The sequence below is a fragment of the Pseudoalteromonas sp. Z9A5 genome (assembly GCF_011378875.1).
Classification (GTDB): Bacteria; Pseudomonadota; Gammaproteobacteria; order Enterobacterales; family Alteromonadaceae; genus Pseudoalteromonas.
Window position 1 is genome coordinate 18,242 of the sequence record NZ_WTLC01000004.1, and the last position, 19,744, is coordinate 37,985.

Genomic DNA, 19,744 nt, shown 5'->3' on the forward strand with positions numbered 1-19,744 from the left:
TTAGTTGGAACTATTGTTTTCAACTAGCTACTTACAATTTAGCTGCAAGCTGTTTAACTACTTTAATGTCGCCTTTTACAGCTTTTGTTAAGCGTGTACCGTACTCAGTATCTGCTTTGTAAAAGTGGCTAAGCATTTTGTGTTTAACATTACTGTTTTGCACTTTACCTAAATCACCCGCTAGGTTATTTATTAGGTTTGTACGTTCTTGTTTGCTAAAGCCACGGTATAAAACACCTGCTTGAGCAAAGTTTTGCTGCTTTTTAATTGCTGCTTGTTGTACAAATCCTTTAAGCTCTGTATTACTTCTGCGTGCAATTGGGTTTTCAGCTACGTTTTCTTGGCTTGGCTGGTAGTTCACATTGCTTGTTGTGTTACCGTAGTTCATTGCGCCGTCTTGGTTGTAATTAACCACTTCAACTTTTGCACGGTTAATTGGCAATTGCTGGTGGTTAGCACCTAGGCGGTACATTTGTGTATCAGCGTAAGAAAACATACGACCTTGTAATAAACGGTCTTCTGAAGGCTCAATACCAGGAATAATGTTTGCTGGTGCCATTGCTACTTGTTCCGTAGATTGGAAGAAGTTAGTTGGCATACGGTTTAACGTCATTGTTCCTACTTTAGTTTCTTTAATATCTAACCACATTTTTGTTGCATCTAACGGGTTGTAATCAAAGTCATCAAGTTGCGATGGATCAAGCGTTTTAATGTACAGATCCCATTTAGGGAAATTGCCTCTGTTTATTTCAGTGTATAAATCTTGTGTTAAATGCTGAAAGTTTTGGCTTTGTACTTTTGCCACTTCTTTTGAGTCAAGGTTATCAATGCCTTGCTGGCTTACCCAATGAAACTTAACGTATTTAACATCGCCCGATTTATTAATCATTTTGTATGCATGTACACCCCAACCGTCCATTTTACGAAGACTTGCTGGTGTACCGTAGTCGCTGTAAACCCACGTTAGCATTTGTGTAGAACCTGGTTCATGCGAGAAAAAGTCAAATACACGGTTAGGATCTTGAATGTTATCTACCGGAGATGGTTTTAAAGAGTGGACCATATCTGGAAATTTGATTGCATCACGAATAAAGAACACAGGTAAGTTATTACCTACTAAATCCCAGTTACCTTGGTCTGTGTAAAACTTAGTTGCAAAGCCACGCGGGTCGCGCAGTGTTTCTGGGCTACCTTTAGAGTGAATTACTGATGAAAAGCGAACAAATACGTCAGTTTCTTTACCTGCTTGTGCAAACGGTGCTGCAATTGTTAAATCGTCTAGCTCTTTTGATGCTACAAACACACCGTGTGCGCCAGTACCACGAGCATGCACAACACGCTCAGGAATACGCTCACGTGCAAAGCGTTGTAGTTTTTGAATTAGTTGTACGTCTTCTAGTAATACGCTGCCACGTTCGCCAGCCGTAATTGAATTTTGGTTGTCGCCAACAGCTGCGCCGTTGTCTTTAGTTAACGTAGTCGCTGCGCTTGCCGGTAATGCCATTGCAAGTGCTAGTGCACTTAGTGTTAATTTTGTTTTGTTTATTTGAGTATTCATTGTCGACCTCATCTATTTAAAAGTGCCGGCAGTGGTGCTGGCTGTTAATCTGTTAACGATAGTATTCATTTTTTTAACTTCGGTAAAACTGATTAATTAGATTGGTCTGATTTGAAAAACAGATGAAATAATTTAACAGGTGTATGTTTAGAGTTAACACCAATTTTGGTACTACGACCTTAGTCGATATGCATATTAATAAAATTGATTAAATACAGAGGTTTTTAATTTTAATTGCGTGTATTTTCACCAAGCTGGTGCGTTTTATACTTACAACGTGTTGACATATCAATTCAATAAAGGGAATATGCTCAATCGCTGGGCTTATGCTCATCATTGAGGGTTGCACCAAAATAGTTTTACTAAACTGGTTATACTAGTCGTTAAACTAATTATTATTTATAAGGTGGCAAAATGAACACTAAAATTGAGCTTGTAATATTTGATTGTGATGGTGTTGTAATAGACAGCGAAATTTTGAGTGCTCAAGTATTAATTAATATGCTTGTTGAAAAGGGCGTTGATATTGATCGTGCTTATGTACAGCAACATTTTTTAGGGTGTAACTTTAAAACAGTAAGCCAAAAAATAGCTAACGCATTTAATGTCACTCTCCCAGAGAGTTTTGAAGGTGATTACCGAGAAGCTCTTTTAAACGAATTTGAAACATCGCTAACCACAACCGATGGTATAAGCGATGTACTAAAGAATTTAGCTGTGCCTATTTGTATTGCTACAAGCAGCAGCCCAGCACGCACCGCCAAGGCGTTGAGCGTAGTAAGTTTAAGTAAATACTTTAGTAATACAGTATTTACGAGCAGTGAAGTAAAGCGCGGTAAACCAGCGCCTGATTTATTTTTACATGCAGCTAAGCAAATGAGTGTAAAACCTAAACATTGTTTAGTGATTGAAGACAGTAAAGCCGGTGTAAGTGCAGCAATAGATGCAAATATGCAAGTGCTGCATTACAGCGGAGGGCAACATATGCAAGAGGCAATTAATCATGTACATAAAGCCTACCCAAATGTTGCTCATTTAACGCATTGGAAACAGTTTTTTAATACTTACCCTATGCTTAAAAGTAGTGATTTTTAAATATTGATGAAATAAAGAACACTGTAAATTTACAGTCATTTAAAATTGTTATTTGTAGCCATACACTGACTGGTTCATAAGTAGCAAAATATAAGCGTTGTTAGTTATTGCTTTAACAATAACAAAACAAATTAAGGAATTACGCGTTTATAACTAAATTATAAAAGGCGCTGTATTTAGGTATTAAATACTTTGCTGTTAACAATAGGAAATACCATGGCAACGAGTCCACACACACAATCATTTAAAGATGTAAACGAAGAGCAGCTTCCCGTTGCTAATAACCGATTACACGGTTGGAAACATTTTGCTGGGCTATATGCTGGCGAGCATGTTGCGGCTACTGAATTTGTTATTGGTGCAACGTTTGTTGCATTAGGTGCTTCAACCATCGACATTCTACTTGGTTTACTAATAGGTAACCTTTTAGCGATGTGTTCTTGGTGGCTTATTACGGCTCCTATAGCAGTAGAAACACGCTTAAGTTTATATAATTACTTAAACAAAATTGCTGGTAACTCAATGACCAAGCTCTATAACTGGGCTAATGTGGTTATTTTTAGTGTTATATCGGCCGCCATGATCACGGTATCCTCCACGGCCGTGCGGTTTTTGTTTGATATACCTGCTCAACTTGATTGGTACCCTAATAGCTTTTGGTTTGTGGCTATTGTTTTAGCGGTAGGCTCTATTGTTGTGTTTGTTGCGATGTATGGTTTTTCGACGGTTGCTGACTTTTCAAAGCTTTGTGCACCGTGGTTATTTGTTATATTTATTGCCGGGTCGTTCGCATTATTCCCAGAACTTTCTAACCATGTTTTAGGCTCAACATCTTTAAGTAGCTTTAGTGACTTTATGACCATAGGAGACTCCTCCATATGGACCGGTACAAATGCCGATGGCGAAAAAGGTATTGGCTTACTAGAAGTAATTGGTTTTGCATGGGCTGCTAACTCAATCACTCACTTTGGTTTAATTGACATGGCTATTTTTAGATTTGCTAAACGTAAAAGCTATGGTTTGTTCTCTGGTGTGGGCATGTTTTTTGGTCATTACTTAGCGTGGATCTCTGCCGGTATTATGGGCGCAGGTGTTGCTGTATTACTTAAAACAACTATTTCATCGCTTGATCCGGGTGATGTTGCATACCATGCATTAGGCTGGACTGGATTTGTTATTGTAATAATTGCTGGCTGGACTACAGCTAACGCAAACCTTTACCGCGCTGGTCTTGCAGCACAATCTATATTTGTAAATCAATCACGTGAACGTACAACCGCTATAGTGGGTGTTGTTACGGTGATTATTGCGTGTTTCCCATTTGTATTTTCACAAATGCTACCGCTACTAACATACGCAGGCTTATTAGTTGTACCAGTAGGCGGCATTGTGTTTGCTGAGCACGTATTGTTTCCTAAAATTGGTTTAACACGTTACTGGGCTAAATATAAAAACATTACCCGCAGCGTACCGGCTATAGCATCTTGGGCGTTAGCGCTTGTGTTTGGCTTTGGTTTAAACGCCATTGATGTAATGTCATTTTACTACTTGTTTATTCCTACGTGGATTTTCACAATCGTTATTTACACTTTACTTGCTAAAAAATACGGTGCAGGTGAAGACTATACGAGTGAAATTGCTGCCGACGAGCAAGAGTTAAAAGCAATTAAAGAGTACCAAGCAACAGAAGCTAAAGATTTACCAAAACCGGTAATAGATAGCTCTATGTTTAGTAAGGTGCTTAATGCTATTTCTACTATTTCGTTAATTGTTATTTTTGTATTTGCCAGCCAAGTCATGTTCTTTAGCGACACAATGAGCATGTATGGTGCGAACAAATCGCAATTCGAAATAATCTGTTTTATCTGTACTGTAATTTACTTTGTAACTGCTTACTGGTCGTTGAAACGCCATAAAGTATTGAATACAGTATCGTAAATACAGTTTGAGATATTAGTTTCGTATCATAATTTATATTTTATTTTTTGTTTGAGTAAGGCCGCACTATGACGCAATTACAACACACTGACGCTCTTGTAACAGGGCTAAACCAGCAGAGCTTGGCTCAACTACCAAGCCATGTTGATACACCAACGTACGATCGTAGCGCACTTAAAGCGGGCATTGTACATATTGGTGTGGGCGGCTTTCATCGCGCCCATCAAGCCGTTTATATTAACGAGCTTTTAAAAACGCCAGGTTCTGAGCAGTGGGGCATTTGTGGTGTTGGTCTTTTAGAAGGTAACCGTGGGCTGCGTGATATTTTAAAGCAGCAAGATTACCTTTATACCCTTACGGTAAGACACCCAGACGGTAAAATTGATAATAAAGTTATTGGCTCAATGATCGACTTTTTGTTTGCACCAGAAGACAAACAAGCGGTAATTAATAAGTTAGCACACAGCGATACAAAAGTAGTATCGCTTACTATTACCGAAGGTGGCTACAACTTTAACCCAGTAACGGGTGAGTTTGATTACAGCAATCCAGACATTATTAACGACATTAATAACCCGAACGACCCAATTACAGCGTTTGGTTACATTACTGCCGCTTTAAAATTGCGTAAAGAGCAAGGCTTAAGCGCGTTTACAGTGCAGTCTTGCGATAACATTCAGCACAATGGCCACGTAACACGTAAAATGCTTTTAGCTTTTTCAAAAGAGCAAGATAAAGAATTAAGCGAGTGGATTGAACAAAATGTTACTTTTCCAAATGCAATGGTTGATCGTATTACGCCAGCATCTAAAAAAAGTGATATTGACTACGTAGTAGAAGCTTACGGCGTAAGCGACGAGTGGCCAATTACGTGTGAATCTTTCATGCAGTGGGTTATAGAAGACTCGTTTTGTAACGGTCGCCCAAATTGGGATACCGTAGGTGCACAGTTTGTAACTGATGTAACACCATACGAAACAATGAAAATTCGCTTATTAAATGCAGGGCATTCGGTACTTGGTTTACTTGGCTCTATTCATGGCTATGGCACTATTGACGAAACGGTATCAGACACATTATTTGCTACTTACTTACGTGCATTTATGGATAAAGAAGTAACCCCGTTACTTGAACCGCTAGAGGGCATTGACCTTGAAGTTTATAAAGACACGTTAATAGAGCGTTTTTCTAATCCAAATATTAAAGATGGTTTAGCGCGTATTTGCTCTGAAAGTGCAGCAAAATTACCTAAGTTTTTAATTGCATCAATAAACGAAAACTTAGTAAAGGGTCATGATGTATCACTTGCAGCATTAGTTATTGCAACGTGGTGTTTGTACAGCGATAAAGGCGTGAGTGAAAACGGCGCTAAACTTGATATTCAAGATGCTATGTATAAAGAGCTAAATGCATACGCACAAGAAACCGTTGTTGACCCATGTGCATTTTTAAAGTTAACCAGCTTGTTTGGCGACCTTGAAAATAACGACAGCTTTACTGTTGAGTATAAAAAATCGATTGCTGCGCTGTATGCACCTAACAGCAAAATTAAAACCATTATGCAAGCTGTGCTTGATCAAAAGAGTAATTAATAATGAGTATTTTAATTAATCATAAATCAAGCGAGAACGTAAGTGTTAGCTGCTTTGGCGAAGTGTTGTGGGATTGCTTTGATTCGGGTAAACGTTTAGGCGGTGCGCCGCTTAATATGTGTGTGCGTATTAACTCATTAGGCATCAAAGCCGACATGATAAGTGCAGTAGGTAACGACGAGTTAGGCACTGAGCTTTTAGGCGAAATTAAAAGTAAAGGCGTAAGCTGCGAATACATTGCTATTAATAATGATAAAAAAACCAGTACTGTTGAAGTAACGCTCGACAGTGGTGGCTCGGCAAGTTACGAAATAGTCGGTGATACCGCGTGGGATAACATAGCACTCACTGACGCATTACTCGATAAAGTTAAAAATAGCGACGTGTTTGTATTTGGTAGCTTAATCGGTCGAAGTGAAGCATCGCTGGCTACATTAAAACAACTAGTTGATGTAGCTAACTTTAAAGTATTTGACGTAAATTTACGTGCGCCGCATTACACGCTAGAAACACTGGTAGATTTAATGAATAAAGCCGACTTTGTTAAATTAAATGATGAAGAGCTTTACGAAATAGCAAAAGCAATGGGATGTAAATACCACTCGCTTGAGCAAAACTTAGCGTTTATTGCAGAGCAAACAAATACAGAATATTTATGTGTTACTAAGGGTAGCCACGGTGCATTGTTAACAATTAAAGGTGTTAACTATTACAACTCTGGTTACTTAATTAGTGTGGTTGATACTGTAGGCGCAGGAGATTCTTTTTTAGGTTCTCTAATTTATCAGTTATGTAGTAACGATGATGCTCAATTTGCTGTTGATTTTGCTTGTGCGGTTGGCGCTATAGTAGCCGAAAGCGCGGGAGCAACACCAAGCTTAACGCATCAGCAAATTAGTAATTTTATGAATCCTTTATAAGTTTATTTAAACAGACGTAGAAAACAACCAATCATTGTGTGTTAGCGGTTTTGCCTTAGGTAAAATCGCTTTTTTTATGTCTAAAATAAAACGCGATTATAAAATAAGCTGTGTGGATTGTTAAATATACATATTGCATAAATAGTAGCTTACATTGCCGATGGTATTAGCTAAACGTCTTATTGTTTGGGTTATGGCGCTTTGTTAAGATCGTTGATTATTCACGGATTGAACAGGCGGGGCGACACACATGCGCTCTATAACACACATACAAAAAGAGAAACGTGCTTTATGATAATCTTTTTTATCTGCCTTACTATTTTAATACTGGGTTATAAGTTTTATAGTCCATTTGTTGAAAAGCAAGCAGGCTTGGATTCAACCGTTGATACACCACAAAAACGCTTTAGCGAAGGTGTTGATTACGTAGCAATTCATCCTGTACGTGCTTTTTTAATTCAATTTTTAAATATTGCAGGTGTAGGCCCAATATTTGGTCCGATACTGGGTGCTTTATACGGTCCGGTTGCTCTAGTTTGGATTGTACTTGGTAACGTTTTAGGTGGTGCTGTACACGACTTCTTCTCAGGTGTAATGAGTATAAAAGAAGACGGTAAAAGCTTACCAGAAATCGCAGGTCACTATTACAATGTAGTATTTAAAGGCTTTATGCTTGTATTTACTGCCATGCTACTGTTTTTTGTAGGTGTAGTGTTTATTATGAGCCCTGCGGGCTTATTGAGTAACCTTGATTTTTTTGAAGGTACAATATTAGCAAACAACACCTTTTGGGTTGTGGCTATATTAGCGTATTACTTTTTAGCTACGTTATTACCAATTGATAAAATTATTACTAAATTTTACCCAATTTTTGGTGCTCTTATGATTGTAATGACAGTGGCAATTGCTATTTCATTATTAATTAATGCTCCTCATTTACCTGTTCCAAGTGACTTTTTGGCTTATTTTGAAGCCGACCACGCTCACGACTTTTTAGAACCAAACCCAGATGGATTACCAACGTGGCCGTTATTGTTTATTACTATTACGTGTGGTGCTATTAGTGGTTTTCACTCTACTCAAGCGCCAATTATTGCCCGTTGTTTAACAAATGAAAAATACGTACGCCCAGTATATTACGGCGCCATGATGTGTGAAGGTATTGTTGGTTGTGTATGGGCACTTGCGGGTATTGCAGCGTTTCCAGATGGTTACGCAGGCTTAAAAGCATTACTTGACCAAGGTGGTCCAGGTTTAGTTGTTAACCATGTAGCTAACAGCTACTTAGGTGTGTTTGGCGGTATTATGGCAATTATTGCTGTTGCGGTATTCCCAATCACTTCTGGTGACACAGCGTTTCGCTCATTACGTTTAACGGTTGTTGATGCGTTCAATATTCCACAAAGTTTACGTAATCGTTTATTAGTGGCTGTACCAATACTAGCTATAGCATACTTTATGACTAAATTAGATTTCTCGTTAATTTGGCGCTACTTTGCATTCTCAAATATGTTGCTTTCTACAAGCGTACTATGGCTTGCAACTAAGTACTTATTTGACCGTGGAGCTTTTCATTGGATTGCGAGTATTCCAGCTGTTATAGCAACAGGTGTAACAATGTCTTATATTGCTACTGCAGCAATAGGGCTTAACTTATCAAGCGATTTAAATAAGCCAATTGGTGCTGCAGTCGTTATACTTGGTTTAATTGTGTTAGTTATTGTGCATTCTAAGCATAAAGTTAAACCTGCAATGTAATATCTAAAAGTGGCGTAAGTTATTACGTTATTTTAAGTACAAAAAAAGCGAGCTATTTAATAGCTCGCTTTTTTGTGCGCTAAATTTAAGTTTTATTACGTTAACTGAGTTGCAAGTTCAAAGTAGCTGTTATCGTCGAGTGTTTTACTTATCATCATTGCACCCTCTAGTAGGCTAACAGTTTGAATAGCCGATTGAGTAGGGTTTAGATCGCCATTAACTAAATGTGCAGCAGCAAGCCATGCTAGGTTTTCGTTAAAAAAGCGCTTTACTTCAAGGCGTACTTTATCCGGTAAGCTATCGCTTTCGGCTCCTAATAAACCACATAAACACATTTTTCTGTCGGTTACTAATGCACTTCTAAAAAGTTGAGTGTACACATTTATCGGGTTTTTACCGCTCGCTTTAAGTTCGTTTGGTTCACCTAGTGCAGCTAAAAACGAATTAGTATATTGATGCGCAAGCTCTGCACCTAAATCAGCCTTAGTAGGAAAATGGTAGTGAACACTTGCACTTTTAATTCCAACTTCACTCGCAAGTTCTCTAAAACTAAAATTACTATAACCGCCAAGACGTACCTTGTTTTCAGCTGCTTTTAATAAAGCTTCTTTCTTACTCATTTTAATATTTCCTATTCGCAATAATAAAATTATCGACCAGTAGGTAGTTATTTACAAGCGTTTTTATTTTTAAGCAACACACTAATTTTATTATAAATTAAGTTAGATCCTATAAATAAGAAAAATTTAAACGTTGACTTAAGTTTAGTTTAGTAATATAAATTACCTATCGGTAGGTAGGTAGTGCCGTTTTATTTACTTTTAACAAAAAATATAAGAGATAATTATGAAAATTTATGATGTAGAAAACTTCCCAAATCCACTTCGTGTTCGTATTGCTTTAGCTGAAAAAAATGCCACTGCAAATGTTGAATTTGTACCTGTTGATTTATTAAATGGTGAACACAGAACTGACGCTTTTTTAGCTAAAAATCCATTAGCGGGCGTACCAGTATTAGAACTAGATGACGGCACGTTTATATCTGAAAGTACGGCTATTACCGAGTATATTGATACCGCATTTGAAGGTCCGTCATTAATGGGTAAAACTGCAAAAGAGCGCGCAGTTATTAATATGATGCAAAAACGTGCGGAATCTATGGTGCTTGATGCTGTGGCAACATACTTTCACCATGCAACTGATGGCTTAGGACCAGATCTTGAAGTTTATCAAAATGCAGGTTGGGGTGAAAAGCAAGGTGAAAAAGCGCGCCAAGGTTTTAGCTATTTTAATGACGTACTAGAGCAATCAGCGTTTGTTGCTGGTGAACAATTTAGTATTGCTGATATTACATTGTATGCAGGGCTTGTATTTGCAGGGTTTGCACAAATAGCAATTCCAAGTGAATTAACACATTTAGTTGCATGGCAAGAAAAAGTGGCAAAACGTCCAAGTGTTGCTGCTTAGTACTACAATTTAAGAATCATATAAGTTTAGGTTTAAGCCAAATTATAGTTAGGAGCTAAGTATGAAAATTGCTGCCGATTTTAGTAAACGAGTTGTTGTGCACAGTGAAACACTTGCCTGGGTTGCATCGCCAATGGCTGGAGTAGATAGACGAGCGCTTGATAGAGTAGGCGATGAAGTTGCTCGTGCAACAACGATTGTTCGCTACGCACCAGGCAGTGAGTTTTCGCCGCATATACACACCGGCGGCGAAGAGTTTGTTGTGCTTGAAGGTGTATTTCAAGATGAGCATGGCGACTTTCCGGCTGGCTCCTATATTCGTAACCCGCCTGAGTCAAAACATAAGCCAGGGTCTAAAAACGGTTGTATTATATTTGTAAAATTATGGCAGTTTCAGCCAGATGATAGAACGCATGTACGCTTGCAAACAGATTTAATGCAAAGTGCGGCACATTCTAATTTTAAAAATGTAGCAGTAACGCCTTTATACAAAGACACCTTTGAAGAAGTAAGCTTACTACTTTTCAAACCTAACGCCGACATGGTAATAAATGCACAAGGTGGGGCTGAGCTGCTAGTACTTGAAGGCTCACTTGATGAACAAGCTGATACTTTGGTAAAAAACAGTTGGCTAAGAGTGCCTATTGACAGCACTGTTAATGTTAAAGCGGGGAATAATGGCGCAAAAGTATGGCTTAAAACGGGTCATTTAACGGATGTAAGTAACCAAATTTCTCGTGTACAAAATACATAAGCCTAAACCTAAACATATATAAAGTGAGCTACATGCTCACTTTTTACTTTAACCTTAGTGTTTTTTTCATTTGCTTCATAATTCATTAATCTAATGTAACGTACTCTCAAAGCTTAATTGAAGAATGAGATTAAGTGATGGCACATTCAAACCATGGTTTATCGATTGATATTGAAGGCAAAGGCAGTGAGTTTTTTTTAACGTTTAAGGCTGTTGGTAAGCTTACTCACGAAGATTATAAAAACATTACCCCTAAGATTGATTCAGCCCTCTCGCAAGTAAAACACCCCGTAATAAGTATACTAATTGACAGCATAGAACTTCAAGGTGTTGGCTTTAAATGTGTTTTTGATGACTTAAAGCTAGGTAAAAAACATAACAATGAGCTGAAAAGGGTCGCTATTTACGGCAATAAAAAGTGGCAATCAAATATCGCAAAAATAGGCAATAATGCTGTATCTGGGGAAATGGCATATTTTGAAAATGCCACCGCTGCAATTGAATGGTTAGAAGAGTAGCTAATTTGCAGGTTAATAAGTGGCTGATTATAAGTAGATTCAACGCTTTTAGTTTTGAAAATAACTGCTTGAGTTAAATTTACTACCCAAAATTGATTTAATACACAAACGAATAAAAACTTAAACGCTCTTATGGGCGTTTTTTGTTGTTTAAAACAAATATAGAGCATTACCACTACAAGCATTACACATAGTGCTTTTTATAAACATTTGTATTCGTTTTAATTCAATTGTGAATGTTTAGTTATTCAAATACACTTGTACCTATTGAGCAAATTACACATTACATAAACTATGAAATTAATACTTACCTTTATCGCATTATTTATATTTTCATCATCAATACAAGCCGCAGAAGAAGACAATATATTCACACCTGTGAGTGACCTTTTTTTAGCTGTTTCTAATATCGATCACGATAAAATGCGCGCAGCAGTAGATGATTCATTTTTACTTTTAGAGCACGGTGAAGTGTGGACTATTAACGATTTTATTAATGCAGTTAATCCTTCGGAGTTTACAAGAACTAACTATTTTAGTGTGATTAGTTCGAAAGTTGTTGGCGATACTGGTTTTATTAATTATTGGAATCAAGCAAATCTTAAAAGTGAAAAAAAGAGCATGGACGTGTTTTGGTTAGAAAGTGTAGTGGTTACAAAAGTAGATGGTAAATGGCTAGTATCGCAAATGCACTCAACTCGCCTACCTGAAGGGAAACCACCGATAGGCGTAACGTTTGTAAAACAGTAAACGTGAAAAAGTAGGCGTTACTTTATTTAATTAATACCTAGCTGTGTTTTATTTAAAATTAATTGGTGAATTTCTCAATTAGATTAAATAAATGACCTAATAAAAATGCGCAATTATTGTCACGAAAACCAACATACTGATAAAGCGAAATTACAGGATTTAGTTTTTTATGATTATATTTAAACCAATTTGTCATTGGTGCTTATGGGCCCAAAAATCACGTTAAAAATTGCTTGCAGCAACTAACGTTTATTTAATTTATGACTTTGTTTAGCAAAAGTCGTATCTACTTGTAAATGATTCGTTGAGAAAGCAGATTTACCTGATGTTAAGGTGACCCATAATATAACTCCTTAAGCAAAGTGAAATTATTAAATAACTTAACTTAAAGGAGCATGACTATGTCGTTTAGCTTATCTGGAATCATTAAAGGTATTATTGCAGGGTTTATAGGCACATTGGTATTAACTGGTTTAATGATGATGAAAAAGTACGTTGGCATTATGCCATCGTTAGACCCTGTGCAAATGATCACCAATATGGTAGCCGAAAAAACGGGTACACAAACGAATATGATGGTTGGTTGGGTTTTACACTTTGTTATTGGTTCGGTAGCATGGGGTGTGGCTTTTTCAGTTATAAATGATTTATTGCCAAGCAACTCATAAGTAATGAAGGGTATTACTTTTGGTCTGGGTGCTTGGTTATTAATGATGATTGGTCCTATGCCGATGAGTGGTGCTGGTCTGTTTGGCTTATCGATGGGGATTATGGCACCTGTGCTAACCTTGGAGTTACATATTGCTTTTGGTGCAACGATGGGCTTAACTTTTGCTAAATTTAAAAGTACACATAACAGTACATTTTAAGCTAACTCACTAATTGTGTTCATCTGTAAAGATTAAATTTACAGAAGCGTGTTTGTTTAAGGCAAGTAATGCAGCTATTTTTGAATTTATTCAATAGCATTACAGCAAACACGCGTTACTTCATAATAAATAACGTATATAAAACCCTGCTTAATACACATTTTAACTACTACGAAATACGCTCTGCTAAAAAGTGCTTTTTTAGTTGTAATAAAGCTACCTAAACATCGTCTAAAACACCCATAAAAACTAGATTAAACTCCCTTTTATATGCGAGGTAACTATATAGTAACCAATTGATCCAATGCAGGAACTCGGATATGGTTTGTTTATTAATAAAAATAAATATTGATGCTGTCGAATTACGCTTATTTAAGAAAAATAGCCTGTATTATGGGGTCTAAATTCATTACCAAATACTTTAAAAGTGCTTAGGGTTGATTTTAGTAGCTCGTTTTTTAATTTAGGCTGTTGGATTATTTTACAACCTTGCGATAGGAAATATTGATCATGAATTACTTAACAATTGAAAAAGCAAAAATGCTTATAAAACAGTTTAATATTCCTCATTTTTTTAATGACGTACTTGATGAAAAACTCAGTTATCCATTAGATATTTACTTTACTTGCCCTGTTGTATATTTCCTTAATAAAGAGGAGCAAGCAGCCTATATGCTGGGTGATATTATTCCACTTTGGGCTGATATAGGTGGATATATACATTATGCATATGACATTAACCAACAAAATTTCATATCCTTTGATATTGAGGAAGGTAGCATAGAAAAACGTTATTCTTGGGATGAAATAATGAAAAAAATTATTGGAATAGCCATAGAATATGAATGCGATGAACATGATAGTATTGAGCAGACAATCGGATCAGTAAAAGATTATTTTGCGTGCATAGAAATATCAAATTTCGATTTATTAGCTGAAAAATGTAGACTTGAATACATAAACAGCTAAATTAAAGTTTGTAGTTAATCTAATAAAAAAAGCAATAAAAACAGACGCTAAACGTTTGGCTGCTATTCGTTTTTCACTACAATTGTAGTCAAATATTTTGCTATTTATTTACTTAAAATTTGAATCTTTATTCTATTTCGGTGTTATGCACGCTTTGTTACGGCGTTAGTTTTTTAAAATATATAGGGCATTAATCATATGACTGAGTTTGTTAGAATTGCTATGTTAGTTGTTGGAGCGATTCCCTTAGTCGTATATCCATTTATAGTTATTGCTAGCCTCATGGGGCTGGGAAGTAACTCACATATTCATATACCCTTGTTTAATAGAATAATGAATCAGTTTTTTTTATGGGGTACATTAATTTACCCTTTAGTGTTTTTTGGGTGTTATAGGCTTAGTGACAAAATTAACGAATATAGTATTTTGGTTGCTTTTTTTCCATTAGCTTTTTTGATTTTACTTTGGGGGAGTTTTCATTTTATGGATGCACCGGCCAATACTAAAGTAGAAAAATAATGTGTAAGAGCAATGAAATTTGAACGTTACAATTTACCTGGATAAAAGTGAAAAAATATTGAAAGTATTAGAAGATAATATTGAATCTATTCGAGAGCAAAGCAGAATACATAAAAAAGCGGAGAAAGCTTTAGGTGAGAATAATTCAAAAAGCCCGTGTTTAATTGGTCCTAAAACAGCGCAAGATTATCAACACATGTTAAAGGACATTAAGGAGTCAGGGGAAGGTAAATGACAAGTATATATTTAGCGCAATATTAGGAGCTGTTTATTTTTCGAGGTTAAATTTCAGCAGTGTGTTTAGTATTTAGGCAATGCAGAGCCGATGTAGCGTTACGCAGGAGCAGTTACCGAAGTCACTGGGTTACAAAGCCTCAAGATGCGACTAAATCTCCATAGAGGGAACAAATTTTAATCCTGAAAGGTTACAAATCCTAATGTATCCGACTTTAAAAAAACAAAAATCAATTAGCTTGTACTTCTTCGCCGCTTATTTTAGTAAGTTGTTGTTAGTTTATTAATTAGACATTGAATTTCGTTGGTAACTTACTTAAGGTTTTATATGCCTCTTTGGTTTGGAATATTAATTGTTATAGCAATAGCTTGTTTATTCGTATGGTATATCTATCCGGATAGAACTTCTTCACCGAGTTTTTTACGTAAATATATGGCAATTTCTTGGGTTATTATTCGACGTGTAGTTTGCTTTTCGGCAGCGATACTTGGGCTGTTTATTATCTATATAGTGTTGACTTCAAATGAGGAAATTACGCTAAAACTCATATTTACCTTAGTAATATCATTAGTGCTATTGAGTGGTTTTGTATTTATAGGAATAGTAGGGTTTGCAAAGGATGAAAGCATGCTTGATTTATATAAAAGAATTAAGAAAAAATACGGTTTACGCTGGTAAGCTTAATATGTTGTTTAAATTATTAATAACTAGTTGTGCTGGTTATTTCGGTGTTACACGAGTCTTAGGGTTTTAGATGATAATTAATGGTCGAAAGTTTACATTTAAAGTTGCTAGCGATATAGAGTGTAGCGGTACATATGCTTGGCAGTTCTGCCAGCGACGAATCTGGTTATATTAGGCTTTATAATCAAGATGATAAATTATTAAATGAAAGAGAAGTTGAAATGGTGCAGTTAATCGAAACTGTTGACTGCAGTGATGATCACGTATCAATTAAGCTAATTGCCGATTGGTCTTTACAGTGAATAATTCACAAGACAGTCATGCTAAACTCTTAATTTGTGGGCTCCAAATGCTTAAAGCCTTTAGAGTTAATTTCAGGAACTTGTTTTAAATTTTTTAACTAACACACTATTTAATTTTTCAGTGTATGTATTATTTGTTCAGAATAATCAAATTTATTTGCCAAAAATAAACACCTATCAAAAAATCGAAATCCCATTTCAAACTTTGCTGTATGAGATTAAAAATATGAATGTTAATTATGAGCCACTTAGCACCGTAATCATTGATTTTGCCGAGCATCTTAAAAAAGGTAAGTTAATCCAACCAATTTTAGATAATCAAATATCAAATGAAACGACGGCTAAAGAGATCTTAGTGTTTATAGAAAAAATGACCGATCTGTGTGCTGAACTTTTACAAGAAGAAAAGCAATTGAACGGTAAGCCCTTAGACTATTGTGTTGTTGAAAAAGCATATATTTTGATTGAGTGTAATGTATCTGATGCGGGGTTTGAGTATCTTATGCATTCGCTTGAATGATAAAGTAGAACTTTAACTACAGCCAAGTTTTTTAACTGTACCATTACAAGCTCACATTATTTGTACTCGGCTAAGTATAGGAAATGGCTGTTTGCATGCACTTTATATTTGTAATTCTAAAACGTAATAAAGATAAATTGAATTAATGTATGAGAAATTTATTATGCCTTTAAAAAAATGGGTTTATTACCTATCTAAATTTACACTAATTGATGAAGTTTTAGGTTTTATGTACTGGGCGTTTGCTATTTACGGTATGTTTATTATTACGGGTTACATTAAAACTCAAGCTATTATGATGTTCGCTCTTTTTATTTATATTTTTGTCGTATCCATTTTCTATATTTTTATATTAAAGAGATTTAAAAGGTATTGGAAAGGTGAGCCAAAGTAAATATGCAACAAAGGTTTGTATCATGGCTACACATTTGCTGCACTCCAAACTTACCATTCAGCGTAGCGTTAAGTGCCTCTCATATAATACCTTTTTAATAAACCATATTGTTGTTAACGAATACGTTACTTTTTACATATAGACTTTATTTACATAGAGTTAAATTTATAAAAGCATGTTAGTTGAATTTGGTGATAGGTGGTATTTTAATGCCAAGTTAGCATAATAAGGTGAGCATATTGAACTTTACAGACGGCGATATAGAACAAAGAAAACCTGTTTGGATAGCGCTGGCAAACTTGTTTTTGGACACTGATGTAACTTTAAATTACCCCTATATAATACGTATTTGTTCTGAATCTCCCTATTCTATAGAAACCCTACGCAGTATTTTGTACGAAGAAGTAGCGCCAGTTGTATCAATTAATTTGTTAAGCATTACCGGTGAATGGGCGGGCTTTAACGAGCAATGGTTAATAAAAGAAATAACTAAACAAGTTAAAAGTAATAACTCAATACAAGGTAAGCTTTTAAGGTTGCTTCCACGTATGTCTTGTCGGTTATATGTTGGAGAACATTGGAATAGTATTGAGCCTAAAATCAATATATTACGAGGAAGCATTTAAGTCCTCCTGCCTGCATAGTAGTCATTTTAAGAGATGTTAATGAATCAAAAACTAAAATTATTAGAAGACATACTAAAGCGAAATAGTGAAGATCCTGATTCAATTGATATTGAAAATGAAATTGACCATTATTTTTTCTTTAATGCTATTCATAATAAAGATGACTTAGAAATTGCGTGGTCAGTTTTTGATGAACACGAAGATATACGTAAGAGATTGTCAAAAATACAAAACAATGCTGATTCTATTCCTGGGTGGGGGTATAAAACACCCAATTTAGACTACGTTAAGTGTGATGATGAAGAGCTTAAACGTATTGTTTCTTTACACGTATCGAGCTTACGCTCCATTTTGCTTGAAGAAGATTACAACGCCGACATTATTACTTTTATAGACAATGGGTTTAAAGTTGAAATTGCCCCTTCAAATATAGAAATTCCAGGTACTTCAGTTAACACGCTTTTTGGTGTGCTTTATGAAGCGATTACTGAGTATTGGATAGAGTACTTTCCTTATGATGATGAGCACTACGAAGTTCTTAAAAACTGGGCTATCCATCTTACTAAATGCGACGAAGTTGCAACTTATTTAATGTGGCCATTTTTAGAACGAAGCAATGACCTAACGGATAATACAATGGATGCTGGTGCTAAGTTATGGAAATTTGGTTGCAGAGACCGATATTGGGTTAAAGATTTAGATTATTCAAGCAAAGTGGTTTATGTAAGACCGCCATGGTTAGATAAATAATTTGGTAATAATAGTTGTAAAAAATTTCCGTTATTTTAGTTCAATTTTTGGTGGTTTATAATAGATTTTAAAGTATAAATTTATAAAAATCAGCAAAGTGGAAGTTGTTTTAACAGTTTCTATCGCACTTTTAAGTTTACTATTTAAGGCAACTCTATATTGGTTTATGCCTGTTACTGATGGTGAACCTAACTGTTTAGGTGACGCATAGAGCTTGCTCTTGTTTTTATAGCTGGTTTTTTATAGTGATATAAAGGTAGATATTTGAATTATGAATTTTAAAAAATTGAGTGGTTTAGCCTTAATTGTCATTATTTTATTAGCTACTTCGTACTCATTTTTAGCGTATAGATTTATTAATACTGCACTTCAAAGTACAGTGACGTATTCCTTAGAAGATGTGATTTTGATTAGTAGAAGCCCTGATTGGAAATACGGCAAAGGTTTTTATACTGCTGTTGTTACGTTAAAAAAAGAAGGGGATATTTATAATGTTAACTGCAAAGTTCACATCGGAGATAGCAGTTATCATCAATTAGTGGCATTAGGCAGTGTTACTTCTAAAGAAGATGCATATTCTCGCTGGGCTAACGTTGAGTGGACTGATACCGCTTTAATAATAGGTGATGACGCTCCGTATCAAGTCACAGTAAAACGCAGCCAAATCGAGAGGCACCGATAGAAATACGGTACAAAAATTTAAGGTGCTAAATAAATAACGCAGATAGCGTAATAATATTCTCAACAATCCTTTACTAATAGTACAACACTTAAATTGGTAAGTTGTTGTAAAGTAATAGATAGTAATCATTTTTTTGCTGTGAAGTAAATAATTTAAAAGACCAAGGGGTGTAATTATTACGTATACGCGTTTAAAGACTGCAGAGGGACAGTTTCGATGTCGATAATAACGAAAGTTGCTCTTATTGCGCTATTTTTAGTGTCGGCTGTAATATCACTTAAGCTCTCTTTTGGACCCGATATACCAATTGCAGAGTATAAAGATTTAGAAAAGGTATCAGGTGTTGTCACCCATGTTGGTTGCTCAGGACGACACAATGAATATTTTTCATCGGTTAAATTAAATGATTCTAAATTTTATGAAATTCCGATGAGTATCGATTCACTTTATTGTGATGATGCACGAAAAGAGTGGGTTGGAAAGACTGCGTTTTTAAACATACTTCAAAACAGAGGTGCTATTGATGTTTACGAACTACGCATTGATCAGAATCTTATTTACGATATTTCATGGTATAAAAAACAAAAGCAATTAGAAGAAAAGTGGGTAATTGCTTTCCCTTATATATTAATTGTTATTGCGTTACTTGTTTATTTTAATAACCAACGTAAAAAACGACAAGTTAATTTTTAAGCCTATAACGCTTACGTAATTCGGTAAAAATGTTTAACTAACCCTGCATAAAATACGGGGTTTTCCTCAATACTCACGTTCTATACTCCTATACTTTAGCTCCCATATATAGGCAATACCACAACATAAAGATAAAACATACGCTGCCATT

General features: G+C 35.6%; 21 protein-coding genes and 1 pseudogene. 20 read left to right on the top strand and 2 right to left on the bottom strand.

Going from position 1 to position 19,744, the window contains the following annotated elements:
- Positions 1–31 precede the first annotated feature (31 nt).
- Positions 32–1,558 (bottom strand): catalase, encoded by a 1,527-nt coding sequence (locus GQR56_RS03565; RefSeq protein ID WP_166109177.1) that lies wholly within the window; start codon positions 1,556–1,558, stop codon positions 32–34.
- A 414-nt stretch (positions 1,559–1,972) separates the two neighbouring features.
- On the opposite strand from GQR56_RS03565, the gene GQR56_RS03570 reads away from it, so the two are divergent.
- From GQR56_RS03570 to GQR56_RS03590, 5 genes are all read left to right on the top strand, one after another.
- Positions 1,973–2,653 (top strand): HAD family hydrolase, encoded by a 681-nt coding sequence (locus GQR56_RS03570; protein WP_166109178.1) that lies wholly within the window; start codon positions 1,973–1,975, stop codon positions 2,651–2,653.
- 216 nt (positions 2,654–2,869) lie between these two features.
- On the top strand, positions 2,870–4,591 hold the full coding sequence (locus GQR56_RS03575) for a hypothetical protein (RefSeq protein ID WP_166109179.1): 1,722 nt from the start codon (positions 2,870–2,872) through the stop codon (positions 4,589–4,591).
- Between the two features lie 68 nt (positions 4,592–4,659).
- Positions 4,660–6,183 (top strand): mannitol dehydrogenase family protein, encoded by a 1,524-nt coding sequence (locus GQR56_RS03580; protein ID WP_166109180.1) that lies wholly within the window; start codon positions 4,660–4,662, stop codon positions 6,181–6,183.
- Positions 6,184–6,185: 2 nt separating this feature from the next.
- On the top strand, positions 6,186–7,103 hold the full coding sequence (locus GQR56_RS03585; protein WP_166109181.1) for a carbohydrate kinase: 918 nt from the start codon (positions 6,186–6,188) through the stop codon (positions 7,101–7,103).
- A 291-nt stretch (positions 7,104–7,394) separates the two neighbouring features.
- Complete coding sequence (locus tag GQR56_RS03590) at positions 7,395–8,861, top strand: carbon starvation CstA family protein (RefSeq protein WP_024610858.1); 1,467 nt, start codon at positions 7,395–7,397, stop codon at positions 8,859–8,861.
- A 95-nt stretch (positions 8,862–8,956) separates the two neighbouring features.
- Here the strand turns inward: GQR56_RS03590 and GQR56_RS03595 are convergent, their stop codons facing one another.
- Entirely contained in the window at positions 8,957–9,481 is a 525-nt protein-coding gene (locus GQR56_RS03595; RefSeq protein ID WP_024610859.1) for a TetR/AcrR family transcriptional regulator, read from the bottom strand.
- 226 nt (positions 9,482–9,707) lie between these two features.
- Here GQR56_RS03595 and GQR56_RS03600 point away from each other — a divergent pair, with 226 nt between their 5' ends.
- The 15 genes and pseudogenes from GQR56_RS03600 to GQR56_RS03670 all read left to right on the top strand — a co-directional run bounded on the left by GQR56_RS03600 (position 9,708) and on the right by GQR56_RS03670 (position 19,593).
- A complete protein-coding gene (locus GQR56_RS03600; RefSeq protein WP_024610860.1) occupies positions 9,708–10,328 on the top strand; it encodes a glutathione S-transferase in 621 nt (206 codons plus the stop codon).
- A 61-nt stretch (positions 10,329–10,389) separates the two neighbouring features.
- A complete protein-coding gene (locus tag GQR56_RS03605) occupies positions 10,390–11,082 on the top strand; it encodes a cupin domain-containing protein (protein ID WP_166109182.1) in 693 nt (230 codons plus the stop codon).
- Between the two features lie 137 nt (positions 11,083–11,219).
- Positions 11,220–11,600 carry an STAS/SEC14 domain-containing protein gene (locus tag GQR56_RS03610; RefSeq protein ID WP_024610862.1) on the top strand — a complete coding sequence of 127 codons (381 nt, stop codon included), beginning with the start codon at positions 11,220–11,222 and terminating at the stop codon, positions 11,598–11,600.
- A 294-nt stretch (positions 11,601–11,894) separates the two neighbouring features.
- Positions 11,895–12,350: a nuclear transport factor 2 family protein gene (locus GQR56_RS03615; protein ID WP_166109183.1), complete on the top strand. Its 456-nt coding sequence runs from the start codon at positions 11,895–11,897 to the stop codon at positions 12,348–12,350.
- A gap of 401 nt (positions 12,351–12,751) precedes the next feature.
- Positions 12,752–13,219 (top strand): annotated as a pseudogene (locus tag GQR56_RS21685) (DUF6789 family protein).
- A 510-nt stretch (positions 13,220–13,729) separates the two neighbouring features.
- Positions 13,730–14,188 carry a hypothetical protein gene (locus GQR56_RS03625; protein WP_024610864.1) on the top strand — a complete coding sequence of 153 codons (459 nt, stop codon included), beginning with the start codon at positions 13,730–13,732 and terminating at the stop codon, positions 14,186–14,188.
- A 198-nt stretch (positions 14,189–14,386) separates the two neighbouring features.
- Complete coding sequence (locus GQR56_RS03630) at positions 14,387–14,707, top strand: hypothetical protein (RefSeq protein WP_166109184.1); 321 nt, start codon at positions 14,387–14,389, stop codon at positions 14,705–14,707.
- 58 nt (positions 14,708–14,765) lie between these two features.
- On the top strand, positions 14,766–14,942 hold the full coding sequence (locus GQR56_RS03635) for a hypothetical protein (protein WP_166109185.1): 177 nt from the start codon (positions 14,766–14,768) through the stop codon (positions 14,940–14,942).
- A gap of 327 nt (positions 14,943–15,269) precedes the next feature.
- Entirely contained in the window at positions 15,270–15,620 is a 351-nt protein-coding gene (locus tag GQR56_RS03640) for a hypothetical protein (RefSeq protein ID WP_166109186.1), read from the top strand.
- A 140-nt stretch (positions 15,621–15,760) separates the two neighbouring features.
- On the top strand, positions 15,761–15,928 hold the full coding sequence (locus tag GQR56_RS03645) for a hypothetical protein (RefSeq protein ID WP_158001063.1): 168 nt from the start codon (positions 15,761–15,763) through the stop codon (positions 15,926–15,928).
- Positions 15,929–16,085: 157 nt separating this feature from the next.
- Positions 16,086–16,448, top strand: a complete 363-nt coding sequence (locus GQR56_RS03650; RefSeq protein ID WP_158001064.1) for a hypothetical protein — start codon at positions 16,086–16,088, stop codon at positions 16,446–16,448.
- A 633-nt stretch (positions 16,449–17,081) separates the two neighbouring features.
- Positions 17,082–17,468, top strand: a complete 387-nt coding sequence (locus GQR56_RS03655) for a hypothetical protein (protein WP_166109187.1) — start codon at positions 17,082–17,084, stop codon at positions 17,466–17,468.
- A 39-nt stretch (positions 17,469–17,507) separates the two neighbouring features.
- Positions 17,508–18,218, top strand: a complete 711-nt coding sequence (locus tag GQR56_RS03660; protein WP_166109188.1) for a hypothetical protein — start codon at positions 17,508–17,510, stop codon at positions 18,216–18,218.
- 271 nt (positions 18,219–18,489) lie between these two features.
- A complete protein-coding gene (locus tag GQR56_RS03665; RefSeq protein ID WP_166109189.1) occupies positions 18,490–18,900 on the top strand; it encodes a hypothetical protein in 411 nt (136 codons plus the stop codon).
- A gap of 216 nt (positions 18,901–19,116) precedes the next feature.
- Entirely contained in the window at positions 19,117–19,593 is a 477-nt protein-coding gene (locus GQR56_RS03670; protein ID WP_166109190.1) for a hypothetical protein, read from the top strand.
- The last annotated feature ends 151 nt before the right edge of the window (positions 19,594–19,744 follow it).

Coding starts and splice junctions, on each gene's coding strand:
- GQR56_RS03580 (WP_166109180.1), top strand. CDS start 4,660: ATGACGCAATTACAACACACTGACGCTCTTGTAACAGGGCTAAACCAG.
- GQR56_RS03630 (WP_166109184.1), top strand. CDS start 14,387: ATGACTGAGTTTGTTAGAATTGCTATGTTAGTTGTTGGAGCGATTCCC.
- GQR56_RS03565 (WP_166109177.1), bottom strand. CDS start 1,558: ATGAATACTCAAATAAACAAAACAAAATTAACACTAAGTGCACTAGCA.
- GQR56_RS03575 (WP_166109179.1), top strand. CDS start 2,870: ATGGCAACGAGTCCACACACACAATCATTTAAAGATGTAAACGAAGAG.
- GQR56_RS03615 (WP_166109183.1), top strand. CDS start 11,895: ATGAAATTAATACTTACCTTTATCGCATTATTTATATTTTCATCATCA.
- GQR56_RS03590 (WP_024610858.1), top strand. CDS start 7,395: ATGATAATCTTTTTTATCTGCCTTACTATTTTAATACTGGGTTATAAG.
- GQR56_RS03595 (WP_024610859.1), bottom strand. CDS start 9,481: ATGAGTAAGAAAGAAGCTTTATTAAAAGCAGCTGAAAACAAGGTACGT.
- GQR56_RS03605 (WP_166109182.1), top strand. CDS start 10,390: ATGAAAATTGCTGCCGATTTTAGTAAACGAGTTGTTGTGCACAGTGAA.
- GQR56_RS03570 (WP_166109178.1), top strand. CDS start 1,973: ATGAACACTAAAATTGAGCTTGTAATATTTGATTGTGATGGTGTTGTA.
- GQR56_RS03665 (WP_166109189.1), top strand. CDS start 18,490: ATGAATTTTAAAAAATTGAGTGGTTTAGCCTTAATTGTCATTATTTTA.
- GQR56_RS03610 (WP_024610862.1), top strand. CDS start 11,220: ATGGCACATTCAAACCATGGTTTATCGATTGATATTGAAGGCAAAGGC.
- GQR56_RS03640 (WP_166109186.1), top strand. CDS start 15,270: ATGCCTCTTTGGTTTGGAATATTAATTGTTATAGCAATAGCTTGTTTA.
- GQR56_RS03645 (WP_158001063.1), top strand. CDS start 15,761: ATGCTTGGCAGTTCTGCCAGCGACGAATCTGGTTATATTAGGCTTTAT.
- GQR56_RS03625 (WP_024610864.1), top strand. CDS start 13,730: ATGAATTACTTAACAATTGAAAAAGCAAAAATGCTTATAAAACAGTTT.
- GQR56_RS03600 (WP_024610860.1), top strand. CDS start 9,708: ATGAAAATTTATGATGTAGAAAACTTCCCAAATCCACTTCGTGTTCGT.
- GQR56_RS03670 (WP_166109190.1), top strand. CDS start 19,117: ATGTCGATAATAACGAAAGTTGCTCTTATTGCGCTATTTTTAGTGTCG.
- GQR56_RS03660 (WP_166109188.1), top strand. CDS start 17,508: ATGAATCAAAAACTAAAATTATTAGAAGACATACTAAAGCGAAATAGT.
- GQR56_RS03585 (WP_166109181.1), top strand. CDS start 6,186: ATGAGTATTTTAATTAATCATAAATCAAGCGAGAACGTAAGTGTTAGC.